Raw genomic sequence first — 18007 nt, forward strand, 5'->3', positions numbered from 1 at the left:
TTGCATCCATTATGCTTCAACGGCATTAATTTTCACGAACGCATAACATTATGTAATGCCAGGGATGCATATGAACTTTCGGCGGCGAATTCCCTCACTGACCGCGTTGATGACTCTCGAGGCCGTTCTACGGCACCGGAGCTTTACGGCGGCGGCGATCGAGCTTGGCGTCACTCAGGCAGCCGTCAGCCGCCAGATCGCGACATTGGAAGAGGAACTCGGTCTACCGATGTTCGTACGTAAGCATCGCGCCATCGAACCGACTGCTGCGTGCCTCAGCCTGGGAACAACGCTCGCGCAAAGCTTCGCCAGCATCGCGGAGGCCGTCGATGCGGTCAGATCCTCCCAGCAGAACGTCGTGACGATCGGCGCGACCGTCGCCTTCTCCTCCTTCTGGCTGCTCCCGCGGCTGGCGGAGTTTCGGCGGGAGAATGCGGGCGTGCAGATCAGGGTCATCTCGCAGGACGCAAGAATCGACCTGGACGCTGGCGGCATAGACGTAGCCATTCGATACGGCAGGCCGCCGTTTGCCGACGCCAAGATAGTCGCCGCTCAGGAGGAGGTCGTCGTTCCCGTATGCTCGCCCGACTATTATCGGCGTCGTCCGACGGCGCAGATGTCGGATGCCGATGAGTTCATAGAGACAGACGCTCACGATCGCTCATGGCTCTCCTGGACGCAATGGGTTCAGGAAACGGGCCGGGCGTTGCGAATAAAGCCGCATCTTCGCTTCAACCACTATACGGAGGCGATCGCGGCCGCGCGTGCGGGGCAGGGGATCGCGCTCGGCTGGCGTCTTCTTGTCCAGACTTTCCTGGAGGATGGCACGCTCGTCGCCTTGGAGGAGCCCGAGATCTCCACCCCCGACCGGTATCACGTTCTCCTTCCAGCGAGGCCGCGCCTTACGCTCGCCGCGGAACACGCCGCACACTGGCTTGCCAATGCGCTGACGCGGTAAGGCCAGTTTCGAAACTCAAGCTAGATAAGGCTTGTCGAGATCGCGAATACCGTCGCTGGCCATGACGAAGCACCATGGCGCAGGCCGTTGGAAGACCGGCGGCTGGCGTGGTCACCGGTTCCGCGCGGTCATTTCCTTTCGAAATGCCGCGGGGCTTCTTGCTGTCCACTTCCGGAATGCCCGATGAAAGGCGCTGGGTTCGGAAAAGCCGAGGCGTGTCGCGATCTCCCCGACGCCGAACTTGGTCGTTTGCAGCATCTCGATTGCAAGATCGCGGCGGATTTCATCCCTGATGGCGGCATAGTTCTGGCCCTCGGCATGGAGGCGATGCCGCAGGGTCGAAGGAGACATGCGCATTTGCGCGGCCAAATCGTCAAATGCCTTCCATGAGGCAGGCGATGAGTGCCGCAGCCGCTTGCGCACGCTCGCTGCAAGGCCGGCGTCATAGCGGTAACGCACGAGGATATTGGCCGGCGCATTGCGAAGAAATTGCCTCAGGGCCTGCTCGTTGCGTGTCACCGGCAGTCTGAGGAGAGCGGCATCGAAGGCGAGCCTGCTAACCGGCTGTAAGAAACGAACGGGCGCCCCGAAGAACTGTCGGTACTCGGCGCCATGATCTGGCTCTGCACAGCGAAAGTCGACCATTCTAAGCGGAATGCGGCGCCCGATGAGCCAGCATGCAATGCCGTGCAGGAGAATCCAGTAGGTCCGATAGGCAAAGGCTGAGCGTTCGCTCGCACGGTCGGTCAGCACGATATGCGCCAACCCATCCGCCACTTCGAGATGCCCTTCCGGATCCTCCAGCACGATGTTTAAGAACCTGAGAGCGCGCCGCAGCGCCTGGTCGAGGGTCCTTGCGTGCAGCACGCAATGGCAAAGCAGCGTGAAGCTGCCGCGACGCATGGGCCTGCCGCCCATGCCGAAGAATTCGTCATCCATCTCGGCCGCGATCGCCAGCCACAGCGCGCCATAGCTTTCGGCCGAAACCGGCACGTCGATCTGCGTGGATAGGCCGAGTGTCGCGAACAATCGTTCGGGGGATTTTCCCTGCCGCCGAAGGCAGTCGATCGCCTCTTTTACGAAGAAAGGTGATATCATCCGCCGCGCGGTTTCCGTCATCGTCATGACCTGTAAAATATGGTAAAACTGGCCGATGATTTGAGACGCTTTTGTCATCGAATGCAATATCGCGCGACGATAAGCTTAGGCAAGGCGCGGGGTAACCGCGCTCTTCCGGGGATGCGATACTGCGGGCGACTGCACGAAGCGTGGAGGCCCTCGGTTGAAATCGACTGCGCTGGAGGAGAGCGACCATGTTGATCCAGGGAAAGACTTTCGTCGTTACCGGTGGCGGTTCGGGACTTGGAGCGGCGGTCGCGCGCATGCTGACGGATGAGGGGGCTAATGTCGTCATAGCCGACGTCAATGCCGATGCTGGCGCCGGTATTGTCGGTGAGCTTGGTGCCCGCGCGACCTTTATCAAGACGGATGTCACGCAGGAAGAAGACGGCCAGGCCGCGATCGACATGGCGCTGGAGCGCTTTAGCCATCTGCATGGGCTCGTCAATTGCGCCGGCGTCGCGCCCGGCGAGAAGGTGATCGGCCGCAACGGTCCGCACCGGCTCGACAATTTTAGCCGCACGATCGGCATCAATCTTGTCGGCACTTTCAACATGATCCGGCTCGCGGCGGCGGCCATCGCCAAGGAGCAGCCGGATACGGACGGCGAACGCGGGGTCATCGTCAGCACGGCTTCGATTGCCGCCTTCGACGGACAGATCGGTCAGGCGGCCTATGCGGCTTCCAAGGGCGGCGTTGCCGCCATGACGCTGCCGATCGCTCGCGAATTGGCGCGCAGCGGCATTCGCGTCGTTGCCATCGCGCCAGGCATTTTCGAGACACCGATGATGGCCGGCATGCCGCAGGAGGTGCAGGATTCGCTGAGCAAGAGCGTGCCCTTTCCGCAGCGCTTCGGAAAGCCGGTGGAATTCGCCGCATTGGTACGCCACATCTGTGAGAACGTCATGCTGAATGGCGAAGTCATCCGCCTCGATGGAGCGTTGCGCATGGCGCCGCACTGAGGCAGGCTCGTAACTGGAGGTTTGATATGACGCGAGAAGATCCGATCGTCATCGTTGGCGCGGCCCGTACTCCAATGGGTAGCTTCCAGGGAGATCTTAGGGATTGCACGGCGCCGGAACTCGGTGCCGCCGCCATCCGCGCGGCCCTCGAGCGCGGCGGCGTTGGCCCGGACGCAATTGAGGAGGTGGTCTTCGGTTGCGTTCTTTCGGCCGGGCAGGGTCAGGCACCGGCAAGACAGGCCGCGATCGGCGCTGGCCTGCCGTTTGCGACGGGAGCGACAACCGTCAACAAGATGTGCGGTTCGGGAATGAAGGCCGTCATGCTGGCACACGATCTGATCGGCGCCAACAGCGCGTCGATCGCCATTGCCGGCGGCATGGAGAGCATGACAAATGCCCCCTATCTTCTCGATAGGGCACGCGGAGGCTACCGGCTCGGGCACGGCCGCGTCATCGACCATATGTTCCTCGATGGGCTCGAAGACGCCTATGACAAGGGACGCCTCATGGGCACTTTCGCCGAGGATTGCGCCGAAGCCTATCAGTTTACGCGCGCGGCGCAGGATGACTACGCCGTCACATCCCTGACCCGCGCCCGCAAGGCGATCGAGGAGGGGGCATTCTATAGTGAGATCGTGCCAGTCACCGTCAAGACAGGGCGATCCGAACTGGTTGTCGGCCGTGACGAACAGCCCGGCAAGGCGAAACCGGAAAAAATCCCGACGCTCAAGCCGGCTTTCCGTGAAAACGGCACGGTGACCGCCGCGAATGCCTCGTCCATCTCCGATGGTGCCGCCGCGCTGGTGCTGATGCGCCGCTCAACGGCCGAGCGCGAAGGTATCGTACCGCTTGCCACTATCGTCGGCCACGCCACGCATTCGCAGGCGCCCAATCTCTTCGCGACCGCGCCAATCGGCGCGCTACGCAAGCTTTCCGAACGCACCGGCTGGAGCCTTCGGGATGTCGATCTGTTCGAGATCAACGAGGCTTTTGCTGTCGTCGCCATGGCGGCTATGCGCGATCTCGACCTGCCGCACGACAAGGTCAACGTTCACGGGGGCGCCTGCGCGCTCGGCCATCCGATCGGCGCGTCCGGGGCCCGCGTGCTCGTCACGCTGCTTGCAGCGCTCAAGCGCCACGGCATGAGGCGTGGCATGGCGACGCTTTGCATCGGCGGCGGCGAAGCAACCGCCATGGCCGTCGAACTGAACTGAAGGGTTCGAGGAGGAGACCGGACCATGATCCTGAGCGAAGACCAGATCCAGATTCGCGACATGGCGCGTGATTTCGCCCGGGAGCGCCTGGCTCCGGGAGCCGCCGAGCGCGACGCGAAGAGCCTCTTTCCCCGCGAGGAATTGAAGGAGATGGGCGAACTCGGCTTCCTCGGCATGCTCGTGCCCGAGGCCTATGGCGGTTCGGAAACGGGCGTGATCGCCTATACCGTGGCACTTGAGGAAATTGCCGCCGGAGACGGGCCGTGCTCGACCATCATGAGCGTGCACAGCTCCGTCGGCTGCGTACCGATCCTGAAATACGGCACGGAGGAACAGAAGCAGCGCTTCCTGCCGAAACTGGCAAGCGGCGAATGGATCGGCGGCTTTGCCCTGACGGAGCCGCAGGCTGGCTCCGATGCTTCGAACCTGAAGACTCGTGCCCGCCGAGACGGTGATGATTATGTTATCGACGGCGCCAAGCAGTTCATTACTTCGGGTAAGAATGGCAATGTCATCATCGTCTTTGCCGTCACAGACTCCGAGGCGGGCAAGAGGGGCATTTCCGCCTTCATCGTGCCGACCGACACGCCTGGCTACGAAGTCGTGCGCGTTGAACACAAGCTCGGTCTCCACTCGTCCGACACCTGCCAGATCGCCTTTACCGGCATGCACGTCCCGGTGGAAAATCGGCTCGGCGAGGAAGGCGACGGTTACAGGATCGCCCTGTCGAATCTCGAAGGCGGGCGCATTGGCATCGCATCGCAATCCGTCGGCATGGCGCGAGCGGCTTTCGAGGCGGCGCGCGACTATGCCCGTGAACGCAAGACGTTCGGCTCGCCGATCATCGATCATCAGGCTGTCGCCTTCCGGCTTGCCGATATGGCGACGCAGATCGAGGTCGCCCGCCAGATGGTGTTGCACGCGGCACAGTTGAAGGAGGAGGGGCAGCCCTGCCTTACCGAAGCGTCGATGGCGAAGCTGTTCGCGTCGGAAATGGCCGAAAAGGTCTGCTCCGACGCGATCCAGATCCATGGCGGCTACGGATATATGGCGGACTATCCGGTCGAACGCATCTACCGGGACGTCCGCATCTGCCAGATTTACGAGGGAACGAGCGACGTTCAGCGCATCGTTATCGCGCGCAACTTATAGTATGTTTTCGTGGAATGTTTGCGGTCGCGCCCGCCGTGGGGAGCGCGGGTGGGGCGGCCGACAAGGGAGGTAACACAGCGCATGAACGAGGTTCCAAATCTGAGCCTGCACGTCCCCGAGCCGGCGGTGCGGCCAGGCGGCCAGCCGGATTTCTCCAATGTCAAGATCGCCAAGGCCGGCTCCGTGCCAAGACCGGCGGTCGACATTGCGCCCGAGGAGATCCGCGATCTCGCCTATTCCATCATCCGCGTTCTCAACCGCGACGGCGAGGCGGTCGGCCCCTGGGCCGGATTGCTCTCCGATGAGGAGTTGCTGACGGGCTTGCGCAACATGATGAAGCTCAGGGCCTTCGACGCGCGCATGCTGATGGCGCAGCGACAGGGAAAGACCTCCTTCTATATGCAGCATCTTGGCGAAGAGGCGGTGAGTTCCGCCTTCCGCAAGGCGCTGAACAAAGGGGACATGAACTTTCCGACCTACCGGCAAGCGGGCCTCTTGATCGCCGACGACTATCCGATGGTCGAGATGATGAACCAGATCTACTCGAACGAGGCCGATCCCTTGCGTGGTCGGCAACTGCCGATCATGTATTCATCGAAGGAGCATGGCTTCTTTACCATCTCCGGCAATCTTGCCACCCAATATGTGCAGGCGGTCGGCTGGGCGATGGCGTCGGCCATCAAGAACGACACCAAGATCGCCGCCGCATGGATCGGCGACGGTTCGACGGCCGAATCCGATTTCCATTCGGCGCTGGTCTTCGCCTCCACCTACAAGGCGCCGGTCATCCTCAATATCGTCAACAACCAATGGGCCATCTCCACCTTCCAGGGCATTGCCCGCGGCGGTTCCGGAACCTTCGCCGCTCGCGGCCTTGGCTTCGGCATCCCAGCGCTTCGGGTCGACGGCAATGACTATCTGGCGGTCTATGCCGTCGCCAAATGGGCGGCCGAGCGCGCAAGGCGCAACCTCGGCCCAACACTGATCGAATATGTCACCTACCGCGTCGGCGCCCATTCCACCTCCGATGACCCGAGCGCCTATCGGCCGAAAACCGAATCCGAGGCCTGGCCGCTCGGCGACCCAGTGCTGCGGCTAAAGAAGCATCTGATCGTGCGTGGTGTCTGGTCGGAAGAGCGCCATGCCCAGGCGGAGGCCGAGGTTCTCGATGAAGTTATCGAGGCACAGAAGCAGGCCGAAAGCCACGGCACGCTGCATGCGGGCGGCAAGCCATCGGTGCGCGACATCTTCGAGGGCGTCTATGCGGAAATGCCCGCCCATATCCGCCGCCAGCGGCAGAAGGCGGGGTACTGACATGGCAAGGATGACAATGATCGAGGCCGTGCGCAGCGCCATGGACGTCTCGATGGGGCGTGACGACGATGTCGTCGTCTTCGGCGAGGATGTCGGCTACTTCGGCGGGGTTTTCCGCGCTACGCAAGGACTCCAGGCCAAATACGGCAAGACCCGCTGCTTCGATGCGCCAATCAACGAATCCGGTATTCTCGGTACGGCGATCGGCATGGCGGCCTATGGCTTGAAGCCCTGCGTCGAAATCCAGTTCGCTGATTATATGTATCCGGCCTATGACCAGATCACCCAGGAAGCGGCGCGCATCCGCTACCGCTCCAATGGCGACTTTACCTGCCCGATCGTCGTGCGCATGCCGACCGGCGGCGGCATCTTCGGTGGGCAGACGCATAGCCAGAGCCCGGAAGCGCTGTTTACCCATGTCTGCGGATTGAAGGTGATCGTGCCGTCCAATCCCTACGACGCCAAGGGCCTGCTGATCGCGGCGATAGAGGATCCGGACCCGGTGATGTTCCTCGAACCGAAGCGGCTCTATAACGGCCCCTTCGATGGTCATCACGAAAGGCCGGTGACGCCCTGGTCGAAACATGATCTCGGCGAGGTTCCGGAAGGGCATTACACGATCCCGATCGGCAAGGCGGAAATCCGCCGGCCGGGGAATGCCGTCACCGTGGTCGCCTACGGTACGATGGTGCATGTGGCGCTTGCCGCGGCCGAGGAGACAGGGATCGATGCCGAGGTGATCGATCTGCGCAGCCTTCTGCCGCTCGACCTCGATACGATCGTCCAGTCGGTGAAGAAGACCGGCCGCTGCGTCGTCGTGCACGAGGCGACGCTAACCTCCGGCTTCGGCGCGGAAGTCGCATCACTGGTTCAGGAGCACTGCTTCTATAGTCTCGAGGCGCCGATCGTGCGCGTGACCGGCTGGGACACGCCGTATCCGCACGCACAGGAATGGGACTATTTCCCCGGTCCCGCCCGTGTTGGCCGGGCGTTGAAAGAAGTGATGGAGGGCTGAGGATGGGTGAATTCGTCATCAAGATGCCCGATGTGGGTGAGGGCGTGGCCGAGGCCGAGCTGGTCGAATGGCATGTCAAGCCGGGCGACCCGGTGCGTGAGGACATGGTGCTCGCGGCAGTCATGACCGACAAGGCGACGGTGGAAATCCCCTCGCCGGTCGAAGGGGTCGTGCTTTGGCTCGGCGCCGATGTCGGCGATACGGTCGCCGTCAAGGCGCCGCTCTTGCGCATCCAGGTCGCCGGCGAGGATGGGAATGCGAGCGAAGAGGTCTCCCTCGCCGCGGCTCCCCAACCTGTGAAGACCGAACCGGCCAAGGACGAGGTGACAGGGCCCAAGCCGGTCGCACCATCTCCGGCAAGACCGATGGTCGAAGCGAAGGCTATCCAGTCGACGGCGCCGGTCGAGCGCCCGGTTCCTCGCGAACCGGCGGAGCGTCCGCTTGCTTCCCCCGCCGTGCGGTTGCGTGCCCAGGAGGCTGGTGTCGATTTGCGCCAGGTGCCCGGCACTGGGCCTGCGGGACGCATTACCCATGACAATCTCGATCAGTTCATCGCGCATGGCGTGCAGCATGCAACCGCTGCTCCAACCGGCCCCGCCCGCAAGACCGATGTCGAGGAGATCAAGGTCACCGGCCTGCGCCGGCGTATCGCCGAGAAGATGCGCCTCGCCGCCTCGCGCATTCCCCACATCACCTATGTCGAAGAGGTCGATGTCACCGACCTTGAGGACTTGCGAGCGACGATGAATGCCGGCCGCAAGCCCGATCAGCCGAAGCTGACCATTCTACCCTTCCTGATGCGGGCGATGGTGAAGACGCTGGGCGAGCAGCCCGGTATCAACGCCACCTTCGACGACGATGCCGGTGTCGTCACCCGCTACGGCGCCGTCCATATCGGCATCGCCACGCAGACGCCCTCCGGCCTGACCGTACCGGTCGTCCGCCACGCCGAAGCCAGGTCGATCTGGGATTGCGCCGCCGAGCTGACACGCCTTGCCGACGCCGCCCGCAATGGCACCGCCGCACGCGAGGAGCTGTCCGGTTCCACGATCACCATCTCCTCGCTCGGCGCGCTCGGCGGCATCGTGACGACGCCGATCATCAACCATCCCGAAGTCGCGATCGTCGGCGTCAACAAGATCATGACCCAGCCCGTCTGGGACGGGACCCAGTTCATCCCGCGCAAGATCATGAACCTGTCGTCGAGCTTCGACCATCGCATCGTCGACGGCTGGGACGCGGCGGTCTTCGTCCAGCGGATCAAGGCGCTGCTCGAAACCCCCGCGCTGATCTTCATCGAAGGTTGATGACATGAAAGAAATCGTCTGCAAGCTCCTCGTCATCGGCGCCGGACCCGGCGGCTATATCTGCGCCATCCGCGCCGGTCAGCTCGGCGTCGATACGGTGATCGTCGAATCCACAAAGGCTGGCGGCACCTGCCTGAATATCGGCTGCATCCCCTCCAAGGCGCTGATCCACGCGGCCGAGGAGTTCGAAAAGGTCAGCCACATGACCACTTCCAACGCGCTCGGCATCACTGTCGAGGCGCCAAAGCTCGATCTCGCGCAGATCATACGCTGGAAAGATGGCATCGTCGGCCGGCTGAACAACGGCGTACTCGGTCTTTTGCGCAAGTCCAAGGTCAAGATCGTGCACGGCCAGGCGACGTTCCGCGACGGCAAGACCGTCGAGGTCGAGACCGAGACCGGAACTCAGGTCATCCGTGCCGAAGCGGTTGTCATCGCGACTGGCTCCGAACCGGTGGAGTTGCCGCTGCTGCCCTTTGGCGGAGCGGTCCTCTCGTCCACCGAGGCGCTGTCGTTGACGAGTGTGCCCAATACACTTGCTATCGTCGGCGGCGGCTATATTGGCCTGGAACTCGGCACTGCTTTCGCCAAGCTGGGCGCGCAGGTCACGGTGGTCGAGGCAATGCCGCGGATCCTGCCACAATATGAGGCCGAGCTCGTCAAGCCGGTTGCCAAACGCTTGGGTGAGCTCGGCGTGCGCGTTCTGACTGGAGCGAAGGCGAAAGCCTATTCGGGAGAGGCGCTGCTGATCGAGACCGCTGCCGGCGAGGAAGAGCGGATCGCCGCTGACAAGGTTCTCGTCACAGTCGGGCGCAAGCCACGCACGGAAGGTTGGGGTCTCGAGGAACTCGATCTCGATCGCGCTGGCCGTTTCATTCGCATCGATGAGCGCTGCCGCACCTCCATGCGCGGTGTCTATGCCATCGGCGATGTCACGGGCGAGCCGATGCTTGCCCATCGCGCCATGGCGCAGGGGGAGATGGTTGCGGAGATCGTCGCCGGCCGCAAGCGTGTCTGGGATAAACGTGCCATTCCCGCCGTCTGCTTCACCGATCCCGAGATCGTCACGGCGGGGCTTTCACCCGAAGAAGCGCGCGCCCAGGGCTATGAAATCCGCGTCGGTCTCTTTCCTTTCGCCGCCAACGGTCGTGCGATGACGACCCAGTCGGAAGACGGTTTTGTGCGGGCTGTAGCGCGCGCGGACACCAATCTGGTGCTTGGCCTGCAGGCGGTTGGTGCCGGCGTCTCGGAGCTGTCAAGCGCGTTCTCGCTGGCACTCGAGATGGGCGCGCGGCTGGAAGACATCGCCGGGACGATCCACGCCCACCCGACCCGCAGCGAAAGCCTGCAGGAAGCCGCGTTGAAGGCGCTTGGCCATGCCCTGCACATCTGAGCTGGTCTCAGCTGCCAATAGTCATTTTTCCGGAGATTTCGGCGACCAAAGGATGGTTTCGGCCGTCTTTTCGTAGGCCATGCCCTCCGGATAGCTGATGAGCTCCAATTGCAAGCCCCAGGGTGATTGGAAATAGAGGATGCTCTGTCCGGCATTCGGTCCCTCGCTGATGAGGAGCGGTCCGAGGCGGGTCGGGATGCCTTGTGTATCCAGGTAGGCCTTGGCCGCCTGAATGTCTTCGACATAAAGCCCGACATGGAAGGCGCCAATGTCGCTGTTCCTTTGTTCAAGGCGGCGCTGGTCCGGTGCCTCATATTCGAAGAGTTCCAGGCTGGAGCCGTAGCCGACGCGGATAAGCGCCGCGCGCCTGATGCGGGCGCGTGGATGAGTGCCCAGCGCCTGGCGCATGAAATCGCCGTCTTCGTCACCGATCGGGCCGAATGTATAGGCATGCCTGCAACCAAGGATTCGGACGAAGAATTCGAGTGCCTCGTCAAGATCAGGAACGGTAATGCCCGTATGGTCTTGACCCAGGAGGCCTGGCAATCCCAGGCTTGCGGCATTTGTCATGCAAGTCTCCCCTTCAACAGTTCCAGGACGAACCGTCGCCTGCGTGGTTCCGCGGCTCCGTCGCGCGGGCGCCGCCATTTTCTACCGAAAGCCTTGCTTCGCAAGTCATACGATCGATGCTGGTTGCGTCGAGCCTACCCTATGTCAGAATTCCGGCGAGCAGGGTTGGCTTCAAAACCTCGGGACACTCTGTCGCAGGCAGCGAAGCATTGCCGATCGCAGCAATGGCCGGCATACGATGAGAGTAGGGATGTGCTTAGGGGGGCGAAAGCGGTGGCAGTCGATTTCAATTCGGAACTTCATGCGCGGCCATCGATCTATTTTTCGGGTCCGGCGCTGGTCGAGCATATAGCTCTGTCGGGCACATCACCCTCGATCTCCGACCTCAGCCACCGTGTCGTCGTTGCCGAGGACGCAATCGAGCGCCCTCGAACACAGGTCGAGTTTCATACCGAGTTCGTGACCGTCACCCGAGTGACACCTCTTGAGGCCGATCCGTCGACCTGGCCCGCGGGTTCCCTGTCGATCGATGAGGCGGCGCGGCTCGCCGGCCTGACCGACTGCTCGTTCATTTGCCGATTGGAAATTCTCATTTGCGGATCGGCGCCCAGCGAACTTGGCCCTCTCCTTTCGGCGCTTCAATTCGGCGATACGGCAGCGTCCACGATTGGCGGCGGAGCCGCGCTCGTCTGCTCTGATTTTCGCGTCGGAGACAATGGTACCAGCCGCACGATCCTTTTCAATCATGACCTCAACGCCTATCGGCTCGGCCGCATGGTGCGCAGGGTCTATGAAATCGAGACCTACCGCGTCATGGCGCTTTTGGGCTTTCCGGAGGCGCGGCGGCTTGGCCCGGTTCTTGGCGGCTACGACCGGAAGCTTGTCGAATTGACCAATCGCCACGTATCGACCTCCGCCGAAGACCATAAGCGGCTGCTCGATGAGATTTCTCAGCTTTCCGCGGAGGTGATCTCCGCGGCGGCACAGACGCGCAATCGCTTCGGCGCAACGGCAGCCTACGCCAAGATCGTCGAGGAACGCATCGCCGAGCTGCGCGAGACCCACGTTCCAGGTTTTCAGCGTTTCGGGGTTTTCGTGGCCCGCCGCTTCAAACCGGCGGTCAGGAGCTGTGAAGCGACCGCATTGCGCCTGGAGCAATTGTCGCATGCGACCATGCATCTGATCGACCTGCTTCAGACCCGCATCCAGGTGGAGATCGAGGTCCAGAACGCCGTTCAGATCCAGGCCATGGCCGAGCGCGCCGAAACCCAGGTCAAAATTCAGCGGGCGGTCGAGGGTCTCTCGATCATCGCCATCAGCTACTACCTTTTGAGCCTTATCAAGGTCGCGATCGAGACGGCGGATCATGCCGGTCTTCATATCAATCCGATCTACATGCTGATCTCCATTCCCGTGGTGATCGGAGCGGTCGCCCTCGCGATCCTGAGGGTCAGGCATGCACTGAAATCCTGAAGTCTTTTTGAACGTAGCGTGCGGCAACCGCTGCCAGCACCAGCACGAATCCGAATTCCCACGCGCTTGGCGAGCCGCCAAGCGCGTGTCATGCCGACATGACCTCAATTGGCTGTCGGTCTTGGAAGAAGCACTTATAATTGTAATGAAACAATATACAGATTGACATGATCTATTGTCTCTTTCACGCTGATGTCATGAACATTCAGCCCGAGAAAGAGATGAAATTCGTGATGACGCCGGTTGCATCATTGGCAAGGCATCGGTGCGCGCCATGACAATGATGGTGACGCTGGAGGATATAGAAGCGGCGCGGCGGCGCATTGCCCCAAAGGTGCTGCGCACGCCGTTGCGGCTCTCGCAAGCTCTGTCTCAGCGGACGGGTATTCCAGTTCATCTCAAGCTGGAAAACCATCAGCATACGGGCAGTTTCAAACTTCGCGGCGCCACGAACGCGCTTCTATGTTTGGACGAGAAGGAACGTTCGCGCGGGCTGGTGACGGCATCGACCGGCAATCACGGCAGGGCGGTTGCCCACGCCGCCAAGGCGATGGGCGCCCGTGCGACCATCTGCCTGTCCGCGCTTGTTCCGACCAACAAGGTCGAAGCTATCCGAAATCTTGGCGCGGACATCCGTATCGTCGGACACTCGCAGGATGATGCGATGTCGGAGGTCGAGCGCCTCGTCCGTGAAGAGGGCATGTATTTCATTCCCCCGTTTGATGAAGACGATGTCATTGCAGGCCAAGGCACGCTCGGACTCGAGGTCGCCGATGACTTGCCTGAGACCGCGCTTGTCCTTGTACCAGTCTCGGGCGGAGGGCTGGCCTCGGGCGTCGCCGCCGCGATCAAGAGCCGTCTGCCGGCCGCCAAGGTGGTCGGCGTTTCGATGGAGCGCGGCGCGGCGATGGCGACAAGCCTTGCGGCCGGTCGTCCAACGGATGTGCAGGAGGTAGAGACCCTGGCGGATTCACTGGGCGGCGGCATTGGGCTCGATAACCGCCTGACCTTCCGAATGTGCCGGACGCTTCTCGATGATGTCATCCTGCTCAGCGAGGAGGAGATCGCCGCCGGCATTCGCCATGCGGCCTTGATCGAGGGATTGACGGTCGAAGGGGCGGGCGCGGTCGGGATAGCGGCCCTGCTTGCCGGCAAGATCAAATCCAATGGTCCGACGGTTGTCGTCGTTTCCGGAGGCAATATCGATCCGGCGACCCATCGGGCTATCGTGAGCGGGCTCGATGAGGGAGTGGCGCCATGACACGCGTGCTGATCCTGACGGAAACAGACCTTCGCAAGGTCGTTCAGCTTGATAGCGATGCTGTCGATTGCGTCGAGCAGGCATTCGCGGCGCTGGCGACGAAGGCCGTGGAAATGCCACCGATCATGCGGCTCGACATCCCCGCCCATCGCGGCGAGGTCGACGTGAAGACGGCCTATGTTCCCGATCTCGCCAGTTTCGCGATCAAAGTCAGCCCCGGCTTCTTCGACAATCCATCACTTGGACTGCCAAGCACCAACGGGCTGATGATGCTCCTGTCGGCACGCACCGGCCTGGTCGAGGCGCTCCTGCTCGATAATGGCTATCTGACGGATGTGCGCACGGCCGCCGCAGGGGCCGTTGCCGCGCGACACCTGTCGCGCCCAGATAGCCGGATCGCAGCGATTTTTGGCGCCGGCATGCAAGCCCGTCTGCAATTGCGCGCGCTTGCGCTCGTCCGACCAATCGAGGCTGCATGGATTTGGGCGCGCGATCTAGCAAAGGCCGACAAACTCGCGACCGACCTGACGGCCGAACTCGGCTTTCCCGTCGTGGCGGAAGCGGATGCCAAACAAGCCTGCCGTGACGCCGATATTATCGTCACCACCACGCCGTCGGATACGCCGATCCTCGATGCCACCTGGCTGCAGCCGGGCCAGCATGTCACCGCCATGGGTTCCGACGCCGAACACAAGAACGAGATCGATCCGCGCCTGATTTTGAAAGCCACGCCTTACGTCGCCGATAGCCTGAAACAGACGCGGCGCCTGGGCGAGCTTCATCATGCGATCGTAGCAGGACTTGTGAGCGAAAGCGCCGATTTCCCCGAACTCGGCGCCATTATCGCCGGCAAAGCGGCGGGCCGCCGGTCGCCCGAGGCGATCACCCTTTGCGATCTGACCGGGACCGGCGTCCAGGATACCGCCATTGCCACGCTTGCCCATCGCCGCGCCGTCTCGGCCGGCGCGGGCCAAGCGATCGAAACGACGAAAGCATCAGGAGACCAAGCGTGAGCGAACCAACCCTCAATTTCACCCGCGCCGAATATGCCGAGCGGCTCGAAAAGACGCGCCGCGCGATGGAAAAAGCCGGTGTCGATCTCGTCATAGTCACGGATCCCTCCAACATGCACTGGCTCACCGGCTATGACGGCTGGTCCTTCTACGTGCATCAATGCGTGCTGGTGCCAGGCTCCGGCGAGCCGATCTGGTATGGCCGCGGCCAGGATGCCAATGGCGCCAAGCGCACCGCCTATCTGGCCCACGACAACATCATCGGCTATCCCGATCACTACGTGCAATCCAATGAGCGCCATCCGATGGATCTGCTCTCGAAGATCATCGAGGAACGCGGCTGGGCCAACGCCTCGATCGCCGTCGAGATGGACAATTACTGGTTTACCGCCGCTGCCTATGCCTCGCTCGTCAAGCATCTGCCGAACGCCCGTTTCAAGGACGCCCAAGGGCTTGTGAACTGGCAGCGCGCCGTCAAGAGCAAGACCGAGCTCGACTATATGCGCAAGGCAGGTCGCATCGTCGAGGCTATGCACCAGCGGATCGTCGAGAAAGTCGAGCCGGGCATTCGCAAATCCGATCTCGTCGCTGAAATCTATGATGCCGGCATTCGCGGCGTTGACGGCTTCGGCGGCGATTACGCTGCCATCGTTCCCTTGCTGCCGTCGGGCGCCGATGCCTCCGCCCCGCATCTGACCTGGGACGACAAGCCGATGAAGAGCGGCGAGGGCACCTTCTTCGAGATCGCCGGCTGCTATCGCCGCTATCATTGCCCGCTGTCGCGCACCGTCTTCCTCGGCAAGCCGACGCAGGCGTTTCTCGACGCGGAGAAGGCGACGCTCGAGGGCATGGAGGCCGGCCTTGCCGCCGCCAAGCCAGGCAACGTCTGCGAGGATATCGCCAACGCCTTCTTCGCGGTCCTGAAGAAATACGGGATCGTCAAGGACAACCGCACCGGCTATCCGATCGGCCTTTCCTATCCGCCGGATTGGGGCGAGCGCACCATGAGCCTGCGCCCCGGCGATCGCACCGAGCTCAAACCAGGCATGACGTTCCATTTCATGACCGGCCTCTGGTTGGAAGACATGGGCATGGAAATCACCGAAAGCATCGTCATCACCGAGAGCGGCGTCGAGTGCCTGTCCAACGTTCCCCGACGGCTTGTCGTGAAGTGATCGCCTGAGATGAACAGCATGAGCATATCCAAACGTCCATCGCCGATCACGCCGTCAGTCGATTTCGATCGCGACGGCATCCAGCACGGGCATCTGCGCCTTCCCTGGTCGCGCGACGATTCCGCCTGGGGTTCGATCATGATCCCCATCTGCGTCATCAGGAATGGCGAAGGGCCGACGGCGCTTTTAACTGGCGCCAATCATGGCGATGAATATGAGGGGCCCGTTGCCCTGTTCGATCTCGCCCGGACTCTGAAGCCGGAGGAGGTCAGGGGAAGGATCATCATCGTTCCGGCGATGAATTACCCTGCGTTCCGGGCGGCCACCCGTACCTCGCCGATCGACAAGGGCAATCTCAATCGAAGTTTCCCTGGTCGGCCCGACGGCAGCGTGACCGAGAAGATCGCGGACTATTTTACCCGCTACCTGCTGCCGTTGGCCGATATCGTGCTCGACTTTCATTCGGGCGGCCGTACGCTTGATTTCCTGCCGTACGCCGCAGCGCATGAGTTGCCGGACAAAGGGCAGGAAAAGGCCTGCTTCGCCAGCGTTGCCGCGTTCTCCGCGCCCTATTCCATGCGCATGATCGAGATCGATGCTGTCGGCATGTACGACACAACGGCCGAGGAAATGGGCAAGGTCTTTGTGACCACGGAGCTTTCGGGCGGTGGAACCATATCGGCGCGCACGGCTTCCATTGCCAAGCGCGGCGTATTGAATGTGCTGAAGCACGCCGGAATCCTTGCAGGCGCTCCGGAGATCGAAGCGACGCAATGGCTCGATATGCCGTCGTCGGACTGCTTCATCTTTTCCGATGGCGACGGCCTATTCGAACCGCTCAAGGACCTGGGTGAGAAGGTTTCGCGAGGAGAAATCATCGCCCGTATCCATCCGATTGGACGCACCGGATCGGAGCCCTTTGACTATCGGGCCGCGCTGGACGGTGTTCTCGCCGCACGTCATTTCCCCGGCCTCATCAAGACCGGGGATTGCCTGGCCGTCGTCGCGACCTTGACGGGAGGCCCCTGAATTGCCGCGCCGCGACAGCGCGGCGCGGATCACCAACCCGCGACGGCAAAGAACCGGAAAACCGGACGGCCGATAGCGGAATCCAACCACAGAGGAGTGAACCATGAGATCGAATTTTTACCGCAGCCTCATCGCCACGGGCCTGACCCTTGGCCTCGCCGTTTCAGCCCATGCCGCCAGCCTCGAGCAGATCAAGAAGGATGGCTACATCCGCGGCGCCAGCGCCAACGAGGTTCCCTATAGCTATATGGACGAGAGCGGTGCCGCCAAGGGCATTGGTCCCGATGTTGCCGCCGCCGTGCTGAAGTCGATGGGCGTTAAGGAAGTCGACTGGACCGTGACGCCGTTCGGGTCGCTGATCCCCGGCCTGAAGGCCAAGCGCTTCGATTTTGTCGCCGCCGAGCAGAACATCCTGCCGGAGCGCTGCAAGCAGGTGCAGTTCACCACGCCGAATTCGAGCTACGGCGAGGGGTTATTGGTGCCGAAGGGCAATCCGAAGAAGCTGCATTCCTATGAGGATATCAAGAAGGATCCGTCGCTCAAGGTCGCGATCGTATCGGGTGCCGATCAGCTCGATTTCTTCCATGGTCTCGGCATTCCGGAGTCCCAGATCGTCATGATCCAGGCGAATGCGGATGCGCTATCCACGATCCAGACCGGCCGCGCCGACGCCTATGCGGCAACCGAACTGACCGTCGCCAAACTCGTTCAGGGCAGCACGAATGTCGAGCATGCCGAGCCCTTCACCGATCCGGTCATCAACGGAAAATCCGTCAGAAGCTATGGCGGCTTCGATTTCCGGCCCGAGGACAAGGAACTCTACAAGGCCTTCAATACCGCTCTCGAAGCTTTCAAGAAGACCGACGACTACAAGAAAATCCTGATGTCCTATGGTCTCAGCGCCGAAAGCGTCGAGGCCGCGCGCACGAAGAGCACCGATGACCTGTGCGCGGGCAAATGAGCCTATCGATAATCGAGAACGACCTAGCGGCCGTCTGCGGACGATCGCCAGGTTGTTCGGCCCCTCCCATTCTGGAACGGAGGTGACCCGG

General features: G+C 62.1%; 16 protein-coding genes. 14 read left to right on the forward strand and 2 right to left on the reverse strand.

Translation table 11 applies throughout. The features are described from left to right. Positions 1-70 precede the first annotated feature (70 nt). Positions 71-958: a LysR substrate-binding domain-containing protein gene (locus AC13QY_RS07590; RefSeq protein WP_488493123.1), complete on the forward strand. Its 888-nt coding sequence runs from the start codon at positions 71-73 to the stop codon at positions 956-958. A 111-nt stretch (positions 959-1069) separates the two neighbouring features. Here AC13QY_RS07590 and AC13QY_RS07595 read toward each other — a convergent pair whose 3' ends face one another. Further along, positions 1070-2134, reverse strand: a complete 1065-nt coding sequence (locus AC13QY_RS07595; RefSeq protein ID WP_488493124.1) for an AraC family transcriptional regulator — start codon at positions 2132-2134, stop codon at positions 1070-1072. Between the two features lie 137 nt (positions 2135-2271). Here AC13QY_RS07595 and AC13QY_RS07600 point away from each other — a divergent pair, with 137 nt between their 5' ends. From AC13QY_RS07600 to lpdA, 7 genes are all read left to right on the forward strand, one after another. Further along, positions 2272-3039 (forward strand): 3-hydroxyacyl-CoA dehydrogenase, encoded by a 768-nt coding sequence (locus AC13QY_RS07600; protein ID WP_488493125.1) that lies wholly within the window; start codon positions 2272-2274, stop codon positions 3037-3039. A 26-nt stretch (positions 3040-3065) separates the two neighbouring features. After that, positions 3066-4253 (forward strand): acetyl-CoA C-acyltransferase, encoded by a 1188-nt coding sequence (locus AC13QY_RS07605; RefSeq protein WP_488493126.1) that lies wholly within the window; start codon positions 3066-3068, stop codon positions 4251-4253. 24 nt (positions 4254-4277) lie between these two features. Then, positions 4278-5405, forward strand: coding sequence for an acyl-CoA dehydrogenase family protein (locus AC13QY_RS07610; protein ID WP_488493127.1), 1128 nt, complete (start codon positions 4278-4280; stop codon positions 5403-5405). 81 nt (positions 5406-5486) lie between these two features. After that, on the forward strand, positions 5487-6719 hold the full coding sequence (locus AC13QY_RS07615) for a thiamine pyrophosphate-dependent enzyme (RefSeq protein ID WP_488493128.1): 1233 nt from the start codon (positions 5487-5489) through the stop codon (positions 6717-6719). 1 nt (position 6720) lies between these two features. Further along, positions 6721-7734 (forward strand): alpha-ketoacid dehydrogenase subunit beta, encoded by a 1014-nt coding sequence (locus AC13QY_RS07620; protein ID WP_145634433.1) that lies wholly within the window; start codon positions 6721-6723, stop codon positions 7732-7734. A gap of 2 nt (positions 7735-7736) precedes the next feature. Further along, positions 7737-9041, forward strand: coding sequence for a dihydrolipoamide acetyltransferase family protein (locus AC13QY_RS07625; protein WP_488493129.1), 1305 nt, complete (start codon positions 7737-7739; stop codon positions 9039-9041). 4 nt (positions 9042-9045) lie between these two features. Further along, positions 9046-10434 (forward strand): dihydrolipoyl dehydrogenase, encoded by a 1389-nt coding sequence (gene lpdA / locus AC13QY_RS07630; RefSeq protein WP_488493130.1) that lies wholly within the window; start codon positions 9046-9048, stop codon positions 10432-10434. Between the two features lie 21 nt (positions 10435-10455). Here lpdA and AC13QY_RS07635 read toward each other — a convergent pair whose 3' ends face one another. Then, positions 10456-11004, reverse strand: coding sequence for a VOC family protein (locus AC13QY_RS07635; protein ID WP_488493131.1), 549 nt, complete (start codon positions 11002-11004; stop codon positions 10456-10458). A gap of 273 nt (positions 11005-11277) precedes the next feature. Between AC13QY_RS07635 and AC13QY_RS07640 the strand changes: the two genes are divergently transcribed. From AC13QY_RS07640 to ehuB, 6 genes are all read left to right on the forward strand, one after another. Then, positions 11278-12477: a DUF3422 domain-containing protein gene (locus AC13QY_RS07640; RefSeq protein WP_488493132.1), complete on the forward strand. Its 1200-nt coding sequence runs from the start codon at positions 11278-11280 to the stop codon at positions 12475-12477. A 274-nt stretch (positions 12478-12751) separates the two neighbouring features. Next, positions 12752-13738 carry a hydroxyectoine utilization dehydratase EutB gene (eutB, locus tag AC13QY_RS07645; protein ID WP_488493133.1) on the forward strand — a complete coding sequence of 329 codons (987 nt, stop codon included), beginning with the start codon at positions 12752-12754 and terminating at the stop codon, positions 13736-13738. Continuing rightward, entirely contained in the window at positions 13735-14751 is a 1017-nt protein-coding gene (eutC, locus tag AC13QY_RS07650; RefSeq protein WP_488493134.1) for an ectoine utilization protein EutC, read from the forward strand. Before eutB ends, eutC begins: the two co-directional genes overlap by 4 nt. Further along, positions 14748-15926, forward strand: coding sequence for an ectoine hydrolase DoeA (gene doeA / locus AC13QY_RS07655; RefSeq protein WP_113353238.1), 1179 nt, complete (start codon positions 14748-14750; stop codon positions 15924-15926). The genes eutC and doeA overlap by 4 nt, the downstream gene beginning before the upstream one ends. A 9-nt stretch (positions 15927-15935) precedes the next feature. Next, positions 15936-16955: a N(2)-acetyl-L-2,4-diaminobutanoate deacetylase DoeB gene (gene doeB, locus AC13QY_RS07660; RefSeq protein ID WP_488493135.1), complete on the forward strand. Its 1020-nt coding sequence runs from the start codon at positions 15936-15938 to the stop codon at positions 16953-16955. 103 nt (positions 16956-17058) lie between these two features. After that, a complete protein-coding gene (gene ehuB, locus AC13QY_RS07665) occupies positions 17059-17916 on the forward strand; it encodes an ectoine/hydroxyectoine ABC transporter substrate-binding protein EhuB (RefSeq protein WP_488493136.1) in 858 nt (285 codons plus the stop codon). Positions 17917-18007: the final 91 nt, after the last annotated feature.

The organism is Martinezella sp. CNPSo 3795 (assembly GCF_057784475.1).